14 protein-coding genes and 1 pseudogene are annotated in these 18,758 nt (G+C 74.3%); 1 reads left to right on the top strand and 14 read right to left on the bottom strand.

What is annotated here, in order from left to right:
- Positions 1 to 83: 83 nt before the first annotated feature.
- The 6 genes and pseudogenes from ACSDG8_RS05185 to ald form a co-directional block, all read right to left on the bottom strand.
- A complete protein-coding gene (locus ACSDG8_RS05185) occupies positions 84 to 854 on the bottom strand; it encodes a pseudouridine synthase (RefSeq protein WP_210890696.1) in 771 nt (256 codons plus the stop codon).
- Positions 841 to 1,685: pseudogene (scpB, locus tag ACSDG8_RS05190) on the bottom strand (SMC-Scp complex subunit ScpB). The gene ACSDG8_RS05185 and the pseudogene scpB overlap by 14 nt, the downstream one beginning before the upstream one ends.
- A gap of 596 nt (positions 1,686 to 2,281) precedes the next feature.
- A complete protein-coding gene (locus ACSDG8_RS05195; protein ID WP_210890691.1) occupies positions 2,282 to 3,325 on the bottom strand; it encodes a segregation and condensation protein A in 1,044 nt (347 codons plus the stop codon).
- Positions 3,326 to 3,366: 41 nt separating this feature from the next.
- Positions 3,367 to 4,290, bottom strand: a complete 924-nt coding sequence (locus tag ACSDG8_RS05200; RefSeq protein WP_013285595.1) for a ParA family protein — start codon at positions 4,288 to 4,290, stop codon at positions 3,367 to 3,369.
- 194 nt (positions 4,291 to 4,484) lie between these two features.
- Complete coding sequence (locus tag ACSDG8_RS05205) at positions 4,485 to 5,456, bottom strand: tyrosine recombinase (RefSeq protein WP_210942727.1); 972 nt, start codon at positions 5,454 to 5,456, stop codon at positions 4,485 to 4,487.
- 11 nt (positions 5,457 to 5,467) lie between these two features.
- The gene (gene ald / locus ACSDG8_RS05210; RefSeq protein ID WP_210890687.1) at positions 5,468 to 6,583 is read right to left on the bottom strand and encodes an alanine dehydrogenase; all 1,116 of its coding nucleotides are present in this window, start codon (positions 6,581 to 6,583) and stop codon (positions 5,468 to 5,470) included.
- A 171-nt stretch (positions 6,584 to 6,754) separates the two neighbouring features.
- On the opposite strand from ald, the gene ACSDG8_RS05215 reads away from it, so the two are divergent.
- Positions 6,755 to 7,126: a TM2 domain-containing protein gene (locus ACSDG8_RS05215; RefSeq protein WP_307856166.1), complete on the top strand. Its 372-nt coding sequence runs from the start codon at positions 6,755 to 6,757 to the stop codon at positions 7,124 to 7,126.
- Positions 7,127 to 7,192: 66 nt separating this feature from the next.
- Here ACSDG8_RS05215 and ACSDG8_RS05220 read toward each other — a convergent pair whose 3' ends face one another.
- From ACSDG8_RS05220 to steA, 8 genes are all read right to left on the bottom strand, one after another.
- Positions 7,193 to 7,798 (bottom strand): NUDIX domain-containing protein, encoded by a 606-nt coding sequence (locus ACSDG8_RS05220; protein ID WP_210942728.1) that lies wholly within the window; start codon positions 7,796 to 7,798, stop codon positions 7,193 to 7,195.
- A 34-nt stretch (positions 7,799 to 7,832) separates the two neighbouring features.
- A complete protein-coding gene (locus ACSDG8_RS05225) occupies positions 7,833 to 9,563 on the bottom strand; it encodes a CTP synthase (RefSeq protein WP_210942729.1) in 1,731 nt (576 codons plus the stop codon).
- Positions 9,564 to 10,288: 725 nt separating this feature from the next.
- Positions 10,289 to 12,778 (bottom strand): hypothetical protein, encoded by a 2,490-nt coding sequence (locus ACSDG8_RS05230; protein WP_210942730.1) that lies wholly within the window; start codon positions 12,776 to 12,778, stop codon positions 10,289 to 10,291.
- Positions 12,778 to 13,911 carry a glycosyltransferase family 4 protein gene (locus ACSDG8_RS05235; protein WP_210942731.1) on the bottom strand — a complete coding sequence of 378 codons (1,134 nt, stop codon included), beginning with the start codon at positions 13,909 to 13,911 and terminating at the stop codon, positions 12,778 to 12,780. The genes ACSDG8_RS05230 and ACSDG8_RS05235 overlap by 1 nt, the downstream gene beginning before the upstream one ends.
- Entirely contained in the window at positions 13,908 to 15,605 is a 1,698-nt protein-coding gene (murJ, locus tag ACSDG8_RS05240) for a murein biosynthesis integral membrane protein MurJ (protein ID WP_210942732.1), read from the bottom strand. Before murJ ends, ACSDG8_RS05235 begins: the two co-directional genes overlap by 4 nt.
- Position 15,606: 1 nt before the next feature.
- Positions 15,607 to 16,470, bottom strand: coding sequence for a hypothetical protein (locus ACSDG8_RS05245; protein ID WP_210890674.1), 864 nt, complete (start codon positions 16,468 to 16,470; stop codon positions 15,607 to 15,609).
- Between the two features lie 59 nt (positions 16,471 to 16,529).
- Entirely contained in the window at positions 16,530 to 17,471 is a 942-nt protein-coding gene (locus tag ACSDG8_RS05250; protein WP_210942733.1) for a copper transporter, read from the bottom strand.
- A 28-nt stretch (positions 17,472 to 17,499) separates the two neighbouring features.
- Positions 17,500 to 18,678, bottom strand: a complete 1,179-nt coding sequence (gene steA, locus ACSDG8_RS05255; protein ID WP_210890670.1) for a putative cytokinetic ring protein SteA — start codon at positions 18,676 to 18,678, stop codon at positions 17,500 to 17,502.
- Positions 18,679 to 18,758: the final 80 nt, after the last annotated feature.

The raw sequence follows: 18,758 nt of genomic DNA on the forward strand, positions 1-18,758 counted from the left end.
CGCGCGGGCGTCCCGCCGGGCGGCACGCGCCGGCCCGCGGACCGCGTCGAAGCCTACCGGGAGCCGTACCCCCGATCGGCGGGTCAGTCACCCACCGCCTTGAACAGGGCGGCGACCTCCGCGTTCGTCAGCCGCCGCAGCCGCCCGGTGCGCAGGTCGCCGAGCTTGATCGGACCGATCGAGGTACGGATCAGCCGGGACACCGGATGTCCCACCTCGGCCATCAGGCGCCGGACGATGTGTTTGCGCCCCTCGTGCAGGGTCAGCTCCACCTGGGCGGATTTGCCCAGCGTGTCGACCACCTTGAAGCCGTGGACCTTCACCGGCCCGTCCTCCAGCTCGACGCCGGCGGTCAGCCGCCTGCCCAGGCTGCGCGGGATCGGCCCGGCCACCTCGGCGAGGTAGGTCTTGAGCACCTCGTACGACGGGTGCATGAGCTTGTGGGCGAGGGTGCCGTCGTTGGTGAGCAGGAGCAGGCCCTCGCTGTCGGCGTCCAGTCGCCCGACGTGGTAGACCCGCTGCTCCACCCGCGCGCCGATGAAGTCGGCGAGCTCGGTGCGGCCCTTCTCGTCAGCCATGGTGGTGACCACGCCGCGCGGCTTGTTCATCGCCACGTAGACCAGGCGGACGTCGGCCTGCAGCCGCTCCCCGTCGACGACGATCACGTCACGGGCCGGGTCGGCCTTGTCACCGAGCTGCGCCACCCGCCCGTTCACGGTGACCCGCCGCCGGAAGATCAGGTCCTCACAGGCGCGCCGGGAACCCACCCCCGCGGCGGCGAGCACCTTCTGCAGGCGCTCGGCGCCCTCGTACACGGGGGCGTCAGGCTTCGGGGCACGGTCATCGCGTCGCATCGGCAAGCTCTTCTACGTCGTCGGGAAGGAACGGGGCCAGGGGCGGCAGGTCGTCCACCGAGTTCAGCCCCAGCTTCTCCAGGAACATCGTGGTGGTCCGGTAGAGGTAGGCGCCGGTGTCCGCTTCGGTGCCGCACTCCTCGACCAGGCCGCGACCCACCAGGGTACGGAGCACCCCGTCGCAGTTGACACCCCGGATGGCCGAGATGCGCGAACGGGTCACCGGCTGCCGGTAGGCGACCACGGCCAGGGTCTCCAGCGCGGCCTGGGTCAGCCGCACGGACTGCCCGTCCAGTACGAACCGCTCGACGTAGGTGGCGTATTCCGGGCGGGTGTAGAGACGCCAGCCACCCGCCGCCCGGCGCAGGTCGAACCCGTGCCCGGCGGCGGTGTACCCGGCGGCGATCTCGTCGAGCATCGCGCCGACCCGTTCCGGGGACTGCTCCAGGACCTCGGCCAGGACCAGCTCGCTCACCGGCTGGTCCACCACCAGCAGGATCGCCTCCAGGGCGCCGCGCAGCTCCGCGTCGTCCAGGACGGGCGCGGGCGGCGGTTCCGGCGCGGCCCGCCGGCGTCCCCGCTTCTGGGGTACGCCGTCAGCGCCCGCTCCCCCACTCGCCCGGTCCGCGGGTTCCTGCGCGGCCGCGTCGCCGTCTCGCCCCGCGTCCGCGTCCGGCCCAGCGGTGTTGTCGGCGTCTCGCCGGCCGTCGTCGCCGTGCCCGGCGTCGACGTCGTCGTCTCGGCGGGCGTCGGAAGTGACGGAGTCGACGGCGACTGCCGGGTGATCGCCGGCGTCAGCCTCGGAGCCCGCGCTGGAGCCGGCTGCCGGATCGACGCCTGTGTCGGCTGCCGGGTCGATGCCCGAGCCAGCTGCCGGGGCGACGCCGGAGCTGGTTGTCGGGGAGGAGGCAGCTGCCGGGGCGACGCCGGAGCTGGTTGCCGGGGCGATGCCGGGGTCGGCCGCCGGGTCGATGCCGGGCGCCGGGGCCCTGTCGGACCCGGTTGGCGGGGCGATGTCGACGGCGAGGGCGCTGCCCACGCCGGTGGCCGGGGCGGTGTCGATGTCGATGTCGGCGTCGACAGCCGGATCGATATCAGTGCCGGCGTCGGCCGAAGGCTCGATGCGCTCGTCAGCGTCGGCCGTCGAGCTTTCACCCGAGATCTTGGTACGTTCCCGCCCCTCAGGGGGCGCCTTCGTACCAAGATCCGACACGGTTTCGGCGATCTTGGAAGGAAACGGCCCCTCCAGGGGCCCTTGGCTTCCAAGATCTGTGGGCGGCGGCTCCGGGGCCGAGTCGGCTTCCTCTGCTTCCCGGGACTCACGGCTGTCCGGGTCGGGCTCGGGCGGGGACGGGCGCTGCCACGGGGGGATCCAGGCGGCAGCCTGGTCGGCCAGCGAATCGCGGCGTTCCTCGTCGCTCATCCGGTCACTCCTGCGTCGGTGCGGGCTCGTCCGCCGCCACGGTAGGCACGGCGGCGTCAGCGGATGCGGCAATGTCAGCCGACATGTCGCCGCCGGGCACAGCGTCAGCCGCCGCGTCAGCGGCAGCGGGTGCGGCGCCGGGCGGCCCGGCGGCGTCGGTGGGCTCGGGCGTGCCGGCGTACTCGTCGACGTTCAGCTCGGCCTCGCCGTCGGCCGGGCCGGTCCAGCGAACAGTCAGCTCCTCCAGCGCCTGCTCCTGCACGAACGCCACCAGGCCCTGTCGGTACAGCTCCAGCAGCGCCAGGAACCGGGCCACCACCTCCAGCGTCATCTCGCAGTCGGCGCAGAGCAGCGAGAACGTGGCGATTCCGGCGCGGCGCAGCCGGTCGGCGATGATGCCGGCGTGTTCGCGGACGCTGACCCGGACCATGTGCACGTGGGCGATGGACACCTCGGGCACCGGTTTCGGGCTCATCGCCTTGACGGCGAGCTTGCGCAGCCGTTCGGGGCCGATGCCGAGCACCAGGTCGGGCAGCGCCTCGGCGTAGCGGGGTTCGAGCGTGACCGCCCTCGGGTAGCGCCGACCGCCGACCGCCTCCAGTTCGGCGATGTGCGCGGCGGCCTCCTTGTACGCCTTGTACTGCAGCAGCCGCGCGAACAGCAGGTCCCGCGCCTCCAGCAGCGCCAGGTCCTCCTCGTCCTCGACCTCGGCCGAGGGCAGTAGCCGGGCCGCCTTGAGGTCGAGCAGGGTGGCGGCGACGAGCAGGAACTCGCTGGTCTCGTCCAGGTCCCACTGGTCGCCCATGGCACGCAGGTACGCGATGAACTCGTCGGTGACCTTGTGCAGCGCGACCTCGGTGACGTCCAGCTTGTGTTTGCTGATCAGCTGGAGCAGCAGGTCGAACGGGCCGGTGAAGTTGTCCAGCCGGACGGTGAAGCCACTGGTCTCCGGGCTGTCGGGCACCACACCGTCGACCTCGGCGGCCAGCTCCGCGGCTACGGCGGAGTCGCCGGTGCCGTGCGGCGGGTCGAGGGGCGGTGCGGTCACCGGGAAACCGTAGACGACGCGGCGGGCAGCCGGCGTGCGCCCTACCGGTCCGCCTGGGCGGCGATGACCTCCCGGGCCAGCTGCCGGTAGTTGCGCGCGCCGGAGGAGGCCGGGTCGAGGGTGGTGATCGGGGCGCCGGCCACCGTGGACTCGGGGAACTTCACCGTCTTGGTGATGACGGTCTGGTAGACCTTGTCGCCGAACGCCTCGACCACCCGCTGGAGCACCTGGCGGCAGTGGGTGGTGCGGCTGTCGTACATGGTGGCGAGGATGCCTTCGAGTTCCAGGTCGAAGTTGAGCCGCTCGCGCACCTTGTCGATGGTGTCCAGCAGCAGCGCCACGCCGCGCAGGCTGAAGAACTCGCACTCCAGCGGGATGAGCACGCCGTGCGCGACGGTGAGCGCGTTGATCGCCAGCAGGCCCAGTGAGGGCTGGCAGTCGATCAGGATGAAGTCGTACTCCTTGCGGATGGTGCGCAGCACCCGCGCCAGGGCCATCTCCCGGGCGACCTCGTTGACGAGCTGTATCTCGGCGGCGGAGAGGTCGATGTTGGCGGGCAGCAGGTGCAGGCCGGCCACGTCGGTCTTGATCAGGACGTCCTCGGCGGTGACGTCGTCCTGCATGAGCAGGTTGTAGACCGACAGGTCGAGGTTGTGCGGGTTGACGCCCAGCCCGACCGAGAGGGCGCCCTGCGGGTCGAAGTCGACGAGCAGCACCTTGCGGCCGTACTCGGCAAGGGCCGCGCCCAGGTTGATGGTCGTCGTGGTCTTGCCGACGCCGCCCTTCTGGTTGGCCATCGCGATGATCCGCGCCGGGCCGTGCCGGTCGGTCGGCATGGGTTCGGGGATCGGCTTGCGCATGGTGTACGCGGCCGGGTCGGCGGGGCCGAGATCGGCGCCCAGCGTCGCCTGCTGCTCACGGAGCTCCGACGTCCAGGTCTCGGCACGGTCACCGTTGCCTGCCATGTCCTCGTTGCCCCCTCCCGACGACCACCCGGCGTCGGAGCCGTCCGACGTCCCTCGCGGCGCCGCTGCGCACCCCCGGTCCGTCGTACCTGGAGGCCCGCGCCGATGCCGACTGTACGCCACCGGCCAGCAGCGCGTTCGGTAGCGGGTCGGCGTGTCGGCCGCCCGTCAGCCAGGGCCGGCCACGTCGGCGCTCAGCGGGCCCGCGGATGCGCCGTCGCGTACACCTCGCGCAGTCGTTCCACGGTGACCAGTGTGTAGACCTGGGTGGTGGTCACCGAGGCGTGGCCGAGCAGTTCCTGCACCACGCGCACGTCCGCGCCGCCGTCGAGCAGGTGGGTGGCGTACGAGTGGCGCAGCGTGTGCGGGGAGATCGCGTCGGGGCCGTCGACGGGCAGGCCGGCCCGGCCGGCGGCCGCGCGCAGCACGGCCCAGGCGCCCTGCCGGGTGAGCGGGCCACCGCGGGCGTTGACGAAGACCGCGTGGGTGCCGCGTCCGGCGGCAAGCAGCGCCGGGCGGCCCCGGACCAGCCAGGCGCGCAGCGCGTCGGCCGCGTACCCGCCGACCGGGACCAGCCGGGTGCGGCCGCCCTTGCCGCGCAGCAGCGCGGCGCCGGCGTCGAGGTCCAGGTCGTCGACTGCTGCGCCGAGCGCCTCGGAGATGCGCGCGCCGGTGCCGTACAGGAATTCCAGCAGCGCGCGGTCGCGCAGCGCGCGGGCGGCGGCGTCGCCGGTGGCGCCGGGCAGGTCGGCGGCCTCCAGCAGCCGCAGGACCGCGTCGACGGGCAGCGCCCGGGGCAGCCGGCGCGGCGGCGCGGGCGGGCGGACGTCGCGGCTGGGGTCGGCGGCGGCCAGCCCCTCGCGCAGCGCGAAGCGGTGCAGGCCGCGTACCGCGCTCGCGGCGCGGGCGGCGGAGGAGACGGCGAGCGGCGGGTGGTCGTCGTCGCCGGCGCGCAGCCGGGCCAGGTGGGCCTCGACCTGCGCGGGCCCTGCGGCGGCCAGGTCGCTCACCCCGGCCGCGGCCAGCGTGGCCAGGTACCGGTCCAGGTCCCGGCGGTACGAGGCGAGCGTGTTCGCGGACAGCCCGCGCTCGACGGTCAGGTGGTCCAGGTACGTGCGGACCGCGCGGCGCAGGGCCGGCGCGGGTTCCGCGCCGGTCCCGCGCACGGCGGTGTCGGTCAGCTCAGCACCTCGTCCAGCGGCAGCACGTCCATGCCGTGCGCCTCGGCGACCGGGCCGTAGACGACCTTGCCGGCGTGGGTGTTGAGGCCCAGCGCCAGCGCCGGGTCGTTGCGCAGCGCCTGCTGCCAGCCCTGGTTGGCCAGTTCGAGGGCGTACGGCAGGGTGACGTTGGTCAGCGCGTAGGTGCTGGTGTTCGGCACCGCGCCGGGCATGTTCGCCACGCAGTAGAAGATCGAGTCGTGCACCTTGTAGGTCGGGTCGGCGTGCGTGGTCGGGCGCGAGTCCTCGAAGCAGCCGCCCTGGTCGATGGCGATGTCGACGAGCACGCTGCCCGGCTTCATCCGGGAGACCAGTTCGTTGGAGATGAGCTTCGGGGCCTTCGCGCCGGGCACCAGCACCGCGCCGATGACCAGGTCCGCGTCGAGCACGGCCCGCTCGATCTCGTACGCGTTGGAGGCGACGGTCTGCAGGTGGCCCCGGTAGATGGCGTCGGCCTGGCGCAGCCGGGCCACGTTCTTGTCCAGCAGCAGCACCTCGGACTGCAGGCCCAGCGCGATGGCGGCGGCGTTGAGGCCGGACACGCCCGCGCCGATGACCACGGTCTTTGCGGCGTACACGCCGGAGACGCCGCCGGGCAGCACGCCCCGCCCGCCGCCGGTGCGCATCATGTAGAAGGCGCCCACCTGGGGGGCGAGCCGGCCGGCCACCTCGGACATCGGGGCGAGCAGCGGCAGCGACCGGTCGGGCAGCTCGACGGTCTCGTACGCGATGCCGGTGACCTTGCGGTCGACCAGCGCGTCGGTGCAGTCGCGGGAGGCGGCCAGGTGCAGGTACGTGAAGAGCACCTGTCCCTCGTGCATCCGGTGGTACTCCTCGGCGATCGGCTCCTTGACCTTGAGGACCAGCTCGGCGGTGTCCCACACCTCGTCGGCGGTGGCCAGGATCTTCGCGCCGGCGGCGGCGAACTCGTCGTCGGTGATGCTGGAGCCGACGCCGGCGCCTGCCTCGACGAAGACCTCGTGGCCGTGGCGGGTGAACTCGTTGACGCCCGCGGGCGTGATCGCCACCCGGTACTCGTGGTTCTTGACCTCGCGGGGGATTCCGACCTTCACGATGCAGACACCTTCCTCCGGGGCTGCTCACCCCCGACTGCGCGGCGCCGCGCCGGCTCCGTTGCCGGCGCGGTACACCGGTCCCGCCGGCGGCAGTCTAGAGCCGTGGGAAGCCCACGGACGGCGACACTGTGACATCCGGTGCCCGCTAGTGCTGACGGTGTGTCAGGCATGCGCCAGGCTGGCCGGTGGAGACGTCATCAGCCGACAGGACAGAGTTCGGTAAATATCCTTCCACGACCGGGGTGCCGGGGCCGACAGGACGCGAGTCGATCACTATTGTGTCCGCTCATGACCACTCCTTACCAGCAGTACCCGCAGGGCCTCTCGGACAAGAGCAAGGTCGTCGCGGGTGTGCTCCAGATCCTCCTCGGCGGCTTCGGCATCGGCCGGTTCTACATGGGCGACACCAAGACCGGTGTCATCCAGCTCATCGTCACGCTCGTGACGTGCGGTATCGGCGCGATCTGGGGCCTCGTCGACGGCATCCTGATCCTCGTCAACGGCGGTGTCGACGGGCAGGGCCGCCCGCTGCGCGACTGACCACCGGAACGGAACGGGGCCGCCCGGCGCACAGCGCCGCGCGGCCCCTTCGTCGTCGGTTCCCGATCAGCGCGGCAGCGGCGCCTCCGGCCGGCGCAGCTCGGTAAAGCCGGTCTCGCGGGCGCGGGCCGCGGCGAGCAGCCCGGCCACGCAGGACGCGTTGGTGATCTCACCGGCCAGCACCATCCGCACCGCCTCGTCCAGGTCCACGCGGACCACCTGGAGGTCGGCCTCCTCGTCGTGCCGGTCGTGCCGCTGCTCCGCCGGCACCTCGGCCAGCTCACGGGCCAGGAACACCCGGACCACCTCGTCGGCGAAGCCGGGCGAGCTGTGCAGGTCCACGAGCACGTCCACGCGCCCGGCGGTCAGGTCCGCCTCCTCGGCCAGCTCCCGCAGCGCCGCGGCGGCCAGGTCCTCGCCGCCGACGTCCATCAGCCCGGCGGGCAGCTCCCACAGGTGCCGGCCGACCGGGTGCCGGTACTGGCGGATCAGCACCACCTGACCGGCGTCGTCGAGCGCCACCACGGCGACCGCGCCGACGTGCCGCACGTAGTCCCGGGTCGCCTCGCCGCCACCGGGCATGGTGACGTCGTCGCTGACCACGGAGAAGATCCGGCCGGACCAGATTTCCCGGCGGCCGGTCACCTCGTACCGGTGCTCGACGCCGCTCACGCCGCCTCCCGGCGCGCCCGCGCGGTCCGCCCGCTCACTTCGCGGTCGCCTTCGCGCCACCGCCGCGGCCGGCCTTCTTCGCCGCGCCGTCCAGGTCCACCGGCAGCTGGTCGGCCTGCGAGTACGCCACGGCGGCGCCGACGAACGCGGCGAACAGCGGGTGCGGGCGGGTGGGGCGGCTCTTGAGCTCCGGGTGCGCCTGGGTGGCCACGAAGAACGGGTGCAGGTTGCGGTCCAGCTCGACGAACTCCACGAGCCGCCCGTCCGGCGAGGTGCCGGAGATGGTCAGCCCGGCCTTGGTGAGCTGGTCCCGGTAGGCGTTGTTCACCTCGTACCGGTGGCGGTGCCGCTCGCTGACCTCGGTGCTGCCGTACGCCTCGGCGACGATCGACCCCTCGGCCAGCTTCGCCGGGTACGCCCCGAGCCGCATGGTGCCGCCCAGGTCACCGCGGCCGGCCACGATGTCCTCCTGGTCGGCCATGGTGGCGATGACCGGGTGCACCGCCTCCTCGTCGAACTCCAGCGAGTTCGCCCCGTCGAGGTTGGCCAGGTGGCGGGCCACCTCGATGGTCATGCACTGCAGGCCGAGGCAGAGGCCGAGCAGCGGGATGCCGTTCTCCCGCGCGTACCGGGCGGTGCCGACCTTGCCCTCGATGCCGCGTACGCCGAAGCCGCCGGGGATCACGATGCCGTCGACGCCGGACAGGGCGGCCGCCGCGCCGGCCGCTGTGACGCAGTCGTCGCTCGGCACCCACTTGAGCTTCACCCGGGCGCGGTGGCCGAACCCGGCCGCCCGGATCGCCTCGCTGACCGACAGGTACGCGTCGGGCAGGTCGACATACTTGCCGACGAGCGCGACCGTGATCGTGTGCCGCGGCTGGTGCACCCGCTCCAGAAGGTCGTCCCAGCGGGTCCAGTCGACGTCGCGGAACGACAGGCCGAGCCGGCGCACCACGTACGCGTCGAGGCCCTCACGGTGCAGCACCTTCGGGATGTCGTAGATGCTCGGCGCGTCCGGCGCGGCGGTGACCGCCTCCCGGTCGACGTCGCAGTACAGCGACAGCTTCTCCTTGACCTTGTCCGGGATCTCCCGGTCGCAGCGCAGCACCAGCGCGTCGGGCTGGATGCCGATGCTGCGCAGCTGCGCCACCGAGTGCTGGGTCGGCTTGGTCTTCAGCTCGCCCGACGGCGCCAGGTACGGCACCAGCGACACGTGCAGGTAGAAGCAGTTGTCCCGGCCCAGGTCGTGGCGGATCTGCCGGATCGACTCCAGGAACGGCAGCGACTCGATGTCGCCGACCGTGCCGCCGACCTCGGTGATCACCACGTCGGGCACCTGGCCGTCGGCGTCCGGGTCGGCCATGCCGCGGATCCGGGCCTTGATCTCGTTGGTGATGTGCGGGATGACCTGAACCGTGTCGCCGAGGTACTCCCCGCGCCGCTCCTTGGCGATCACCGCCGAGTAGATCTGGCCGGTGGTGACGTTCGCCTTGCCGGAGAGGTCCCGGTCGAGGAACCGCTCGTAGTGGCCGACGTCGAGGTCCGTCTCGGCGCCGTCCTCGGTGACGAAGACCTCGCCGTGCTGGAACGGGTTCATCGTGCCGGGGTCGACGTTCAGGTACGGGTCGAGCTTCTGCATCACCACGCGCAGTCCGCGCGCGGTCAGCAGACTGCCGAGGCTGGAGGCGGTGAGGCCCTTACCCAGCGAGGAGGCGACGCCCCCGGTGACGAAAATGTGCCTGGTCGTCCGTGCTGTTGGGGCCAAGGCCTGCTCCCGTGTCGTCCGTAGCGGTCGTGCGAACCGCCGTGCCGATCAGACAAGTGATCACGCGATCCACGGGATTCCACGGTAACACCATCCGGACCGTGAGCCGGCGTCGCACCCGCTGTCGGCGCACGTGAGGCCGGTGCCGGCCTTCTCCCGGCGCTCGCGCGGGTTCTTCCAGGACGGGTCCGGCACGGGTCCGGCACGGGTCCGGGGCCTTGATCGACACCACCTCGCCGATGTGGCGCCATCCCCCGGGCCTTGACCCCGCCACCTCCCCGATCTGGCGGCAGACCTGGCGGGCAGCACGCGGACCGGCTCAGCGGGCAGGGATCTCCGAGGACGCCGCCGGCCGGCTGTGCGGGAACCCGCGCCCCGCGGGCCGTCCCGGCGACGCGCGGCCCGTCTGGGACCTTGATCGACACCGGCTCGCCGATCTGGCGCCATCCACCGGGCCCCGACCCCGCCACCTCCCCGAACTGGCGAGGCGGCCACACCTGGCGGGCAGCACCCGGACCGGGTCAGCGAGCGGGGATCTCCGAGGCCGCCGCCAGCCGGCTGTGCGGGCACCCACACCCCGCGGGCCATCCCGGCGACACACTGCCCCTCCAGGCCGTTGATCGACACCACCTCGCCGATCTGGCGCCATCCACCGGGCCCCGACCCCGCCACCTCCCCGAACTGGCGAGGCGGGCAGACCTGGCGGGCAGCACGCAGGGTCCGGCTCAGCCGGCGGGGATCTCTGAGGATGCCGGGGCCGGCTGTGCGGGCACCCGCACCCCGCGGGCCGTCCCGGCGGCACGCGACCCGTCCGGCTCCTCCGTGCCTGAGGAGTCCTGCTCGTCCGGGTCGGCCGGCTCCCCGGCCTCCCCCGGATCGCCCGCACCATCTCCGGCCGAGCCGTCGGCCGACCGACCGCCAACAGCGCCGTCCCCGGCCAGGCCCTCGCCCACCGACCGACCGCCACCCGCACCATCGCCAGCCGGGCCCTTGCCCGCCGACCGACCGCCCTCGGCACCGTCGCCGGCCGGGCCGTCGGCGGCGGCGCCGCCGCGGGAGGAGCCGTCCGGGCCGCCCGGCGGGACCGCGCCGCCCTCGCCGCCAGGACGGCCGCTGTCGGGCAACGTGCGGTCGGTGGAGTGGTCGAGCACCCGCAGGGCCGACAGGGCCGCCATGGGCACCACGAGCGCCGCCGCCGCGCCGGCCACGTCCAGCGCCGAGCCGCCCAGCACGCCGCCCAGCCCGACGGCCACGGCGGTGCCGGCCATCGCCGCCCGGATGGCCGGGTAGATGCCGAACAGCCGCATCAGCCCGCCCCACGGCTGGAGCAGCGCCAGCCAGACCAGCGCCGCCCCGGCCAGGGCCAGCACGGTGAGCGGGCTGTTCACCAGCGTCTGGATGTTGGAGTCGCCGGAGCGGTGCACGGTGAGCCCGCCGGTGCCGTCGCCGAGCGCGGCCAGGAACCGGCCCAGGCTCCCCCGCTCCTCGGCGGGTCGGCCCAGGTCGACCAGGGCGAAGCCGATGGTGACCGCGAGCGCGGCCATGGTGGCCCAGGCCAGCCGGCTCACGGTGAGCCAGCCGCCGGTGCAGATGGCGGCCGCGACGCTGACCCCGGCGGTGAGCGCGATCGCGCCGATCGAGTCGGCGCCCAGGTACGGGCTGCCGACGATCACCACTGCGAGTCCGCCGACGGCCACCATCACCGTCGGCCGCCAGCCCTTGCGGAACCGCTGGGCGAGCCAGCCGCCGCACAGCAGTGACCCGGCGACGAACACGCCCAGCCCGACGGTGCCGAGCCCGGCGTACCGGCCGCCCTCCAGCGCGGAGTAGCCGACCACGCCGTTGAGCTGCAACCGGGAGCCGGTGAGCACGTCCACGCCGACCACGAGCGCGGCCAGCCCGGCGACCGCGCCGAGCGGGCCGAGTGTGCGTTCGTGCCCGGGGCTGAACCGGACCAGGGCGGTGCCGCCGACGACGAGCAGCGCGGTCACCGAGGCGTACCACAGGCCGGCGTGGCTGCCGCGCCACCAGGGCACGGCGTCGGCCAGCAGCGCCGCGGGCACGGCGAGCGCGGCGGCGATCAGCAGCAGCTCCACCACCGCCACGACGCGCCGGGACACCGGTTCGGGCCCGTGCGGCCCGGCGTGCCGGCGGGCCCGGCGCAGCAGCGGCAGCACCGCTATCGCGAGGGCCAGCTGCGCGGCGGCGAGCAGCGTGAAGAACCAGCCGGCGACGCGCCGTTGGGCGGCGGCCTCCCGGTCCGCGTCGGCCGGCGCCTCGATCGCGGCCCGCAGGTCGTCGGGCCGGTCGTCGACGATCACCGCGGGCCGGCCGACGAAGGCCCGTTCCGGGGCCGGACGGTCGAGCACGGCGAGCACCGTCGGGGCCAGGTCGACCAGTTGCAGGTAGCCGGAGCGGGCGGTGCTCGGCGAGGTCAGCCAGCCACCCGTCCAGCCGGGGCCGTCGGCGATCGCGACGTGCAGCCGCGCCGGGGAGTCGGTGTCGGAGACGCCCGCGACCAGCACCAGCGAGCGCGGCGGGCGCGCGGCGAGCACCCGGGCGAGCCGGGCGTCGGCCTGCCGCGCCTGGGCGGCCCGTACGGCCGGGTCGTCGTCGTCCACGGTGCCGACGTCGACGATGCTCAGCACGCACGAGCCGAGCAGTTCCGCCGCGTTCTCGGGCAGCGTGGGCGCGTACCTGTCGACGCGGCCGAACGGGCGGGCGGCGGCCACCGCGGCGCCCGGCCCCACGGCCACCGAGCAGCGCACCGACTCGGCCAGCGCGCCGGGCCTGGCACCCCAGGCGAGCTGTTCCTGGTTGTGCGCGACGACGCTCGGCTGGTCGGGCAGGTTCGCGCCGATGCCGTCGGGCCGTTCCACTGTCACGCCGGTGGCCGGGCAGCCACCGCCCGGACGGGTGCCGGGCCAGGCGGCGAAGTTCCCGGCGCCGAGTGTGAGCCAGCCGTCGACCGGGCAGGTGGGCCGGTGCGCGGAACGCACCGACAGGGACCCGATCGCGCCCTGCTCGGCCATCCGCCACAGCGTCGGCGTGTTCTCCGGGTCGACGTCGTCCCAGCGCAGGCCGGCCGCGCCGACGAGGACCACGAAGTCAGCGCCGGGCCGTTGCGCGCCGTCGTCCGGCCGGGCGGCCAGCGCGGTGATGCCCAGCGCCACCACGACCAGGGTCAGCAGGACCGGGGTCAGTCGGCGCAGCATCAGCGGTTCCCGGCGGAGTGCTGGGGTGTCAGCTCGGCGTAGAGGTCGGCGAGGGCGGCCACGGTGTCCGCCTCGGTGGGCCAGGTCGCGGCGCGGGCGGCGCCCCGGCGGCCCAGCTCGGCCCGGCGGGCCGGGTCGTCGAGCAGGTCGCGCACGGCCGCGTCGACGGCGTCGACGTCCCCGGGCGGCACCAGCACGGCGCCGTCGCCGACCAGCTCCGGCAGCCCGCCGACGGCGGTCGCGACGAGCGGTACGCCGGCGCGCAGCGCTTCCTGCGCGAACAACTGCCGGGCCTCCCAGTCGCTGGTCACCACCGCGAGGTCGGCGCCGGCCAGCAGGTCCGCCACGTCGGTGCGGTGCCCGAGCAGCGTGACCGGCGCGCGGGCGGCCGAGATCCGGGCCGCCAGTGGCAGGTACGCGGGCCCGCTGCCGGCGATCACCACGGCCGGGGCGGGGGTACGGGTGCGCCAGCGGGCGGCGGCGTCGATGAGCACGTCGTACCGCTTCTGCGGGTGCAGCCGGCCCACCGAGAGGATCAGCGGGCGGTCGGCGGTGACGCCGAACTCGGCGCGGACGGCGGCGCGGCGGCGGCGCGGCGCGGGCAGCGTGGGCGCGGCGACCGGAGCCAGGCGGGCATCGGCGGCGCCCAGCGCGGCGGCGCGCTCGACCAGGTCGGCGGAGGCGCCCAGGGCGACCCGGACGGCGCGGGCGACGATCCGCTCGACCAGCCGGGACGCCACGCCGCGCAGCCCGGTGGCGAGGACCGCGTTGTGCCAGGTGACGACGAGCGGCGCGGCAGGGCGGGCGAGCGCGGCGACCAGGCCGGCGCGCAGCCCGTGCGCGTGCACCACGTCGACGGGTGTGTCGGCGAGCGCCCGGCGCAGCGCGGTGACCGCGCGCGCGTCGCCCGGCGTGGGGCTGGCCGGGATCTCCACGGGCGTGAACCGGGCGCCGACGCCGGTGAAGCCGAACTGCTCCTCGGTGGCGGCCGGTCCGCACACCAGCACCGACGCTCCGGCCTCGGTGAGTCCTCCGACGACCGAGCGCACGTGCTGCCCGACCCCGCCGGTGCTGGAGGCGAGTACCAGGGCCACCGACCCGGGCCAGCGCGGTGCGGGCGAGGCGTCCGTCATGAGGAAACGGTCTCCTTTCCGTCGCCCCGCTCGCCGGGGTGCTGCTGCGCCGGCGGGCCGTCGTTCCCGCCGGCCGGGCGTCGCCGGCACAGCCGGCGGGTCACGGCCGCGAGCAGCGGCCGCAGGTCGCGGGCGTCGGTCAGCCAGGCGACGGCGAGGAACAGGACACCGACCACGACCCCGGACAGCATGCCCTGCGCGAGGGCCCACGGTGTCGTCGGGGTGCCGTCGCCGAGCCCGGCGAGTCCCGCCGCGACGGCCGCCCCGCCGGCTCCGGCGACGACGGCGGCCAGCAGCCCGGCGGCGCCGGCCCGCCCGATGCCGGCGAGCGCCTCGGGCCCGGCGGCACGCCGTACGGCGGCGATCAGCAGCGCGCCGAGCAGCACCATGCCGGCGGAGGACGCCAGCGTCACCGCAAGGACCCGGTCGGTCAGCGGCAGCGCCTGGGCGAACAGCACGGCGAACGCGGGCACGCTGAGCCAGCCCAGCGCGGTGGCGACGGTGGCCGCGCGGGTCTCGCCGCGCGCGTACAGGGCGCGGGTCAGCACCGCGAACAGGCCGTAGCCGAGCAGGCCGGGCGCGAATCCGGCGATCCCGGCCGCGGCGGTGCGCGCGTCGAGCGGGTCGGCGAAGAAGAAGTGCCCGACCGGGATCGCGGTGCCGACGAGCGCGGCGGCGCCGAGCAGGCTGAACAGCACCACGCCGCGTACCGCCGGGGCGAGCGTCTCCCGGTAGGCCCGTTCGTCGCCGCCGGCCCGGGCCGCGACGAGCGTCGGGTACGCGGCCACCGCCAGCGGCACCGCCAGCACCGCCCAGGGCAGGAAGTAGACGGTCTGGGCCAGGTTGTAGACGCCGACGTCGGCGGTCCGGCCGTACGTGACCTGGTTGAGCGCGACCACCAGGGCGATCTGCTGGGCGGCGACGGTGACCACCCCGGCGACGGCCAGGCCGCCGACCCGGGCCCGGGCGTCGGCCGGGAACCGGTAGCCCGGCCGGATCCGCAGCCTCAGCCGGCGCAGCGGGATCAGCAGCGACAGCGAGAGCACCACCACGCCGAGCGTGGTGCCGGCGGACAGCAGCAGCTCGCCGCCGCGCCCGGCCTCGCCGATCGTGGCCAGCCGTCCCTCGGTCGCGGTGAAGGCGAGGTAGACGCCGATCACGGTGATGCTGGACAGCAGCGGCGCGATGACCGGCCAGGCGAACCGGCGGTGCGCCTGGAGCACCCCGGTGAGCACGATGCCCACGCCGTAGAGCGGCAACTGCGGCGCGAAGACGCGCAGCATCCGGGCCCCGGACGCCTGCTGCGCCTCGCTGAGGCCGTCTCCGATCAGGCCCGGCAGCGGGTCGGCGAAGACCGCCACCAGCACCGCCAGCGGCACCAGCAGCGTCAGCGTCCAGGTCAGCAGCGCGCCGGTGGTGGCGGCCACCGCGCGCCGGTCACCCGCCTCGACCGCGCCGGCCAGCAGCGGTACGACGAGACTGGCGAGCGCACCGCCCGCGACGATCTCGAAGATGAAGTTCGGGACGTAGTTGGCCACCAGGTAGGCGCCGCCGAGGTCGCTGGTGGACAGCGTCCAGGTGAACACGGCGGTACGGCCGAAGCCGGCGAGCCGGCTGACCACGGTGAGGACGGCGATGAGGGCGGCCGCCCCGGCGACGCGGCCGGCGGCGGCGAGAGGTGCCGGTTTCGTCACGTCAGTCGGGCAGCCGGCCCAGTTCGTCGAGGTGCCGCAGCCCCGGCGTGGACGCGATGACCTGGGTGAAGCTGACCTTCTCGCTGGCGGCGGTGAGCGCGGCGAGCACGGCCAGCACGCCGGCGCGGCCCAGCGGCCCGGTACGCGCGGCGATGCTCACCCCGAGCAGCGCGCCGAGCGCGTTGGCGCCGCTGTCGCCGACCATCACCCGTTCGCCCAGGTCGTCGCCGACCAGCGCGGCCGACGCGCCCACGGCGCCCGCCGCGATGCCGCCGTACGGGCCGGTGGTCAATGGCGCGCCGAGCAGCATGCCGGACTTCAGCGCCCGGCCGGGCCGCAGGTCGAGCAGGTTGACCAGGTTGGCGGTGCCGGCCACCACGCCGGCGCCGAGCAGCACGTCGAGCCCGCGGCCGAACGCCCCGGCGCGCAGGCGGCGGGGGTGCGCGGCGACCCGCCGGTCGGCGGCGAGCAGCGCCGCGGCGCCGAGCCCGGCCACGCCCACCCCGGCGACCTTCACCATCCCGGCGGTGATCTGGCCCTCGCGCAGCGCGGCGAGGTGCCCGGCGAAGCCCTTGGCGGCCTTCTGTTCGGGGCGCGCGCCGACCACGTCGTCGTAGAGGCCGACAGCGCCCGCGCCGAGCCCGGCGACGAGCGCGGCGGCGCCGGCCGGTGCGCTGCCTGCGCCCAGCGCGCCACCGGCCGCCGCGCCCACGGCCAGGGCCGGACCGGCGGCCAGGGTCACGGTGCGGCCCCGGTAGTTGGTGCGCTCCAGCGCCGGCCCGCCCGGCGACGTACGCGTCTGGCGCAGCGTGTAGCGGGCGGCCAGCACCCCGGCCCCCACGGCGAGCAGCCGACCCAGTCTCACGGGACCTCCTCGATCCGGACTTCGAACGCGACACGGCACGGACCGGGCGGCCCGGGCGGTCACCGGGGCAGTGTAGGCACCCGGGCGGCGGCGTTGTCGCCCACGCCGTACTGGCCGGTCTTCTTCTCGGTGAGCTGCTGCGCCAGCGCGAGGCTGGTGACGAGCTGGCCCTGCACGGTGTTGGCGTTGTCGACGGTGGAGATCGTCTGCGCCAGCACCGGGTCGCCGCGCACCACGGAGACGAGGTTTCCGCCGGTCGAGCCCATGCCGGCGACCACGAGCGCCCCGGCCTGGTCGAACTGTTCGGCGATCTTCACCACCGACTCGTCCTTCTTCGCCGAGTCCTTGTCCACGTACGGCTGGCCGGTGACCATCACCACGGCCTCGGCGGCGGTGGAGATCTTGTCCGCAGGGGTGAGGTAACCGGCGGTCGCGTAGTGCTCCAGCACGGCGCGCCGGTCGGCCTCGCTGACCGGCGGGCTACCGGCGGGGCGGTCGACCAGGACGTTTGCCAGCAGCGCGCTGGAGGTCTCCACGCCGTGCCCGTTGCCGGGCAGGTTGGCGCTGGAGGCGCTGTTCGGCCGGGCGGCGGTGACGGCCAGCTCCAGCAGGTTGTTGTTGCTGTCCGGGTTGACGAACTTGTCCTGGACGTCGATGCGGCCGGTGACGTCGGCCCCGGCGGTCTGGAGCATCTTCGTCACGCCCTCGGCCTGGTCGCGGCCGCTGGGCATGGTGAGCACCAGCACCCGGCGGCCGGTCAGCTTGCCGGGCAGGACCAGCTGGGCCATCTCGGCGGCGAAGTCCTCCTCGGTCTCCAGCTGCTTCTGCATGCTGTTGACCGTCTGGCGCATCAGCGAGTTGTCCTTGCGCAGACCGTTGACGTTCTCCCGGAGCGAGTCGGCGACCGGTCCGTTGAGGGCGGCCGTGCCGACCACCAGGCCGATCGCCAGCGCCAGGAAGACCGCGGTCAGGGACACCACGTGGTAGCGAAAGTTGATCACGCTTGCAGCCTCTTGATCGTCGGGGGAGCTAGAAGAGCTGGCCGAGCTGGAACACGAAATTGTCCCACCATTCGGAGACCACGCCCAAATACGCCTTCCCGACGGTGGAGACCGCCACCGCGGAGGCCATCGCGGCCACCGCCGACAGGACCAGCAGCAGCAGCGACGACCCGGAGATGCTCTGCCGGTAGAGCCGGCTGACGCCCTTGGCGTCGACCAGCTTGCCGCCCACCTTCAGGCGGGTCAGGAACGTCGACGCCATGCCGCCGCGCCCCTTGTCCAGGAACTCCACCAGGGTGGCGTGGGTGCCGACGGCCACCAGCAGCGAGGCGCCCTTCTCGTCGGCCAGCAGCATGGCGAGATCCTCGCTCGTCGCCGCCGCCGGGAAGGTGATCGCCGGTACGCCGAGGCCGTTGACCCGGGCCAGTCCCGGCGCCCGTCCGTCCGGGTAGGCGTGCACGATCACCTCGGCGCCGCAGCGCAGCACGTCGTCGGTGACCGAGTCCATGTCCCCGATGATCATGTCCGGGGTGTAGCCCGCCTCGACGAGCGCGTCCGCCCCGCCGTCGACGCCGATCAGCACCGGCTTGAACTCCCGGATGTACGGGCGCAGCACGTCCAGGTCGGCCTTGTAGTCGTAGCCGCGCACCACGATCAGGCAGTGCCGGCCCTGGATCTGGGTCTGGATCTCCGGTACGCCGACGCCGTCGAGCAGCAGGTCGCGTTCCTGGCGCAGGTAGTCCATCGTGTTGGCGGCGAACGCCTCCAACTGCACCGACAGGCCCTCCCGGGCGTCGGCCATCGCCTTGGCCACTGTCTCGGCGTCCTGCAACGTGCCGTGCGCGACCGGCTCCTCGCCGACGAAGACCGTGTTGCCCTCGATGCGGACCCGGTCGCCCTCGCGGACCTGCTCGAAGACGCTCTCGCCGAGGTCGTCCAGCAGCGGGATGCCCGCCGAGATCAGCACCTCCGGGCCGAGGTTGGGGTAGCGCCCGGAGACCGACGGCTTGGCGTTGAGCACCGCCGCCACGCCCACCGCGACGAGCGAGTCGGCCGCCACCCGGTCGAGGTCGACGTGGTCGATGACCGCGATGTCGCCGGGACGCAGCCGCCCGACCAGCCGTTTCGTCCGGCGGTCGAGGCGCGCGGTGCCGACGATGGAGCCCGGCTCCGGGTTCCGGCTCCGGCGCAGTATGGGTAGACGCATCGTGACCATCCTGGCATGTGAGGCAGGTTTTGCTGTCGCGACATGCCTGAGCAGGGCCGCCTACCCAGGGAAGCACACCG

This window comes from Micromonospora sp. LA-10, from assembly GCF_051853095.1.
In the GTDB taxonomy this organism is placed as follows: Bacteria; Actinomycetota; Actinomycetes; order Mycobacteriales; family Micromonosporaceae; genus Micromonospora; species Micromonospora echinospora_A.

Bases quoted from the DNA above. Each gene is read 5' to 3' on its own strand.
- ACSDG8_RS05185 (WP_210890696.1), bottom strand. From the start codon at position 854: ATGCGACGCGATGACCGTGCCCCGAAGCCTGACGCCCCCGTGTACGAG.
- ACSDG8_RS05200 (WP_013285595.1), bottom strand. From the start codon at position 4,290: ATGGCAGGCAACGGTGACCGTGCCGAGACCTGGACGTCGGAGCTCCGT.
- ACSDG8_RS05215 (WP_307856166.1), top strand. From the start codon at position 6,755: ATGCGCCAGGCTGGCCGGTGGAGACGTCATCAGCCGACAGGACAGAGT.
- ACSDG8_RS05230 (WP_210942730.1), bottom strand. From the start codon at position 12,778: ATGCTGCGCCGACTGACCCCGGTCCTGCTGACCCTGGTCGTGGTGGCG.
- ACSDG8_RS05235 (WP_210942731.1), bottom strand. From the start codon at position 13,911: ATGACGGACGCCTCGCCCGCACCGCGCTGGCCCGGGTCGGTGGCCCTG.
- steA (WP_210890670.1), bottom strand. From the start codon at position 18,678: ATGCGTCTACCCATACTGCGCCGGAGCCGGAACCCGGAGCCGGGCTCC.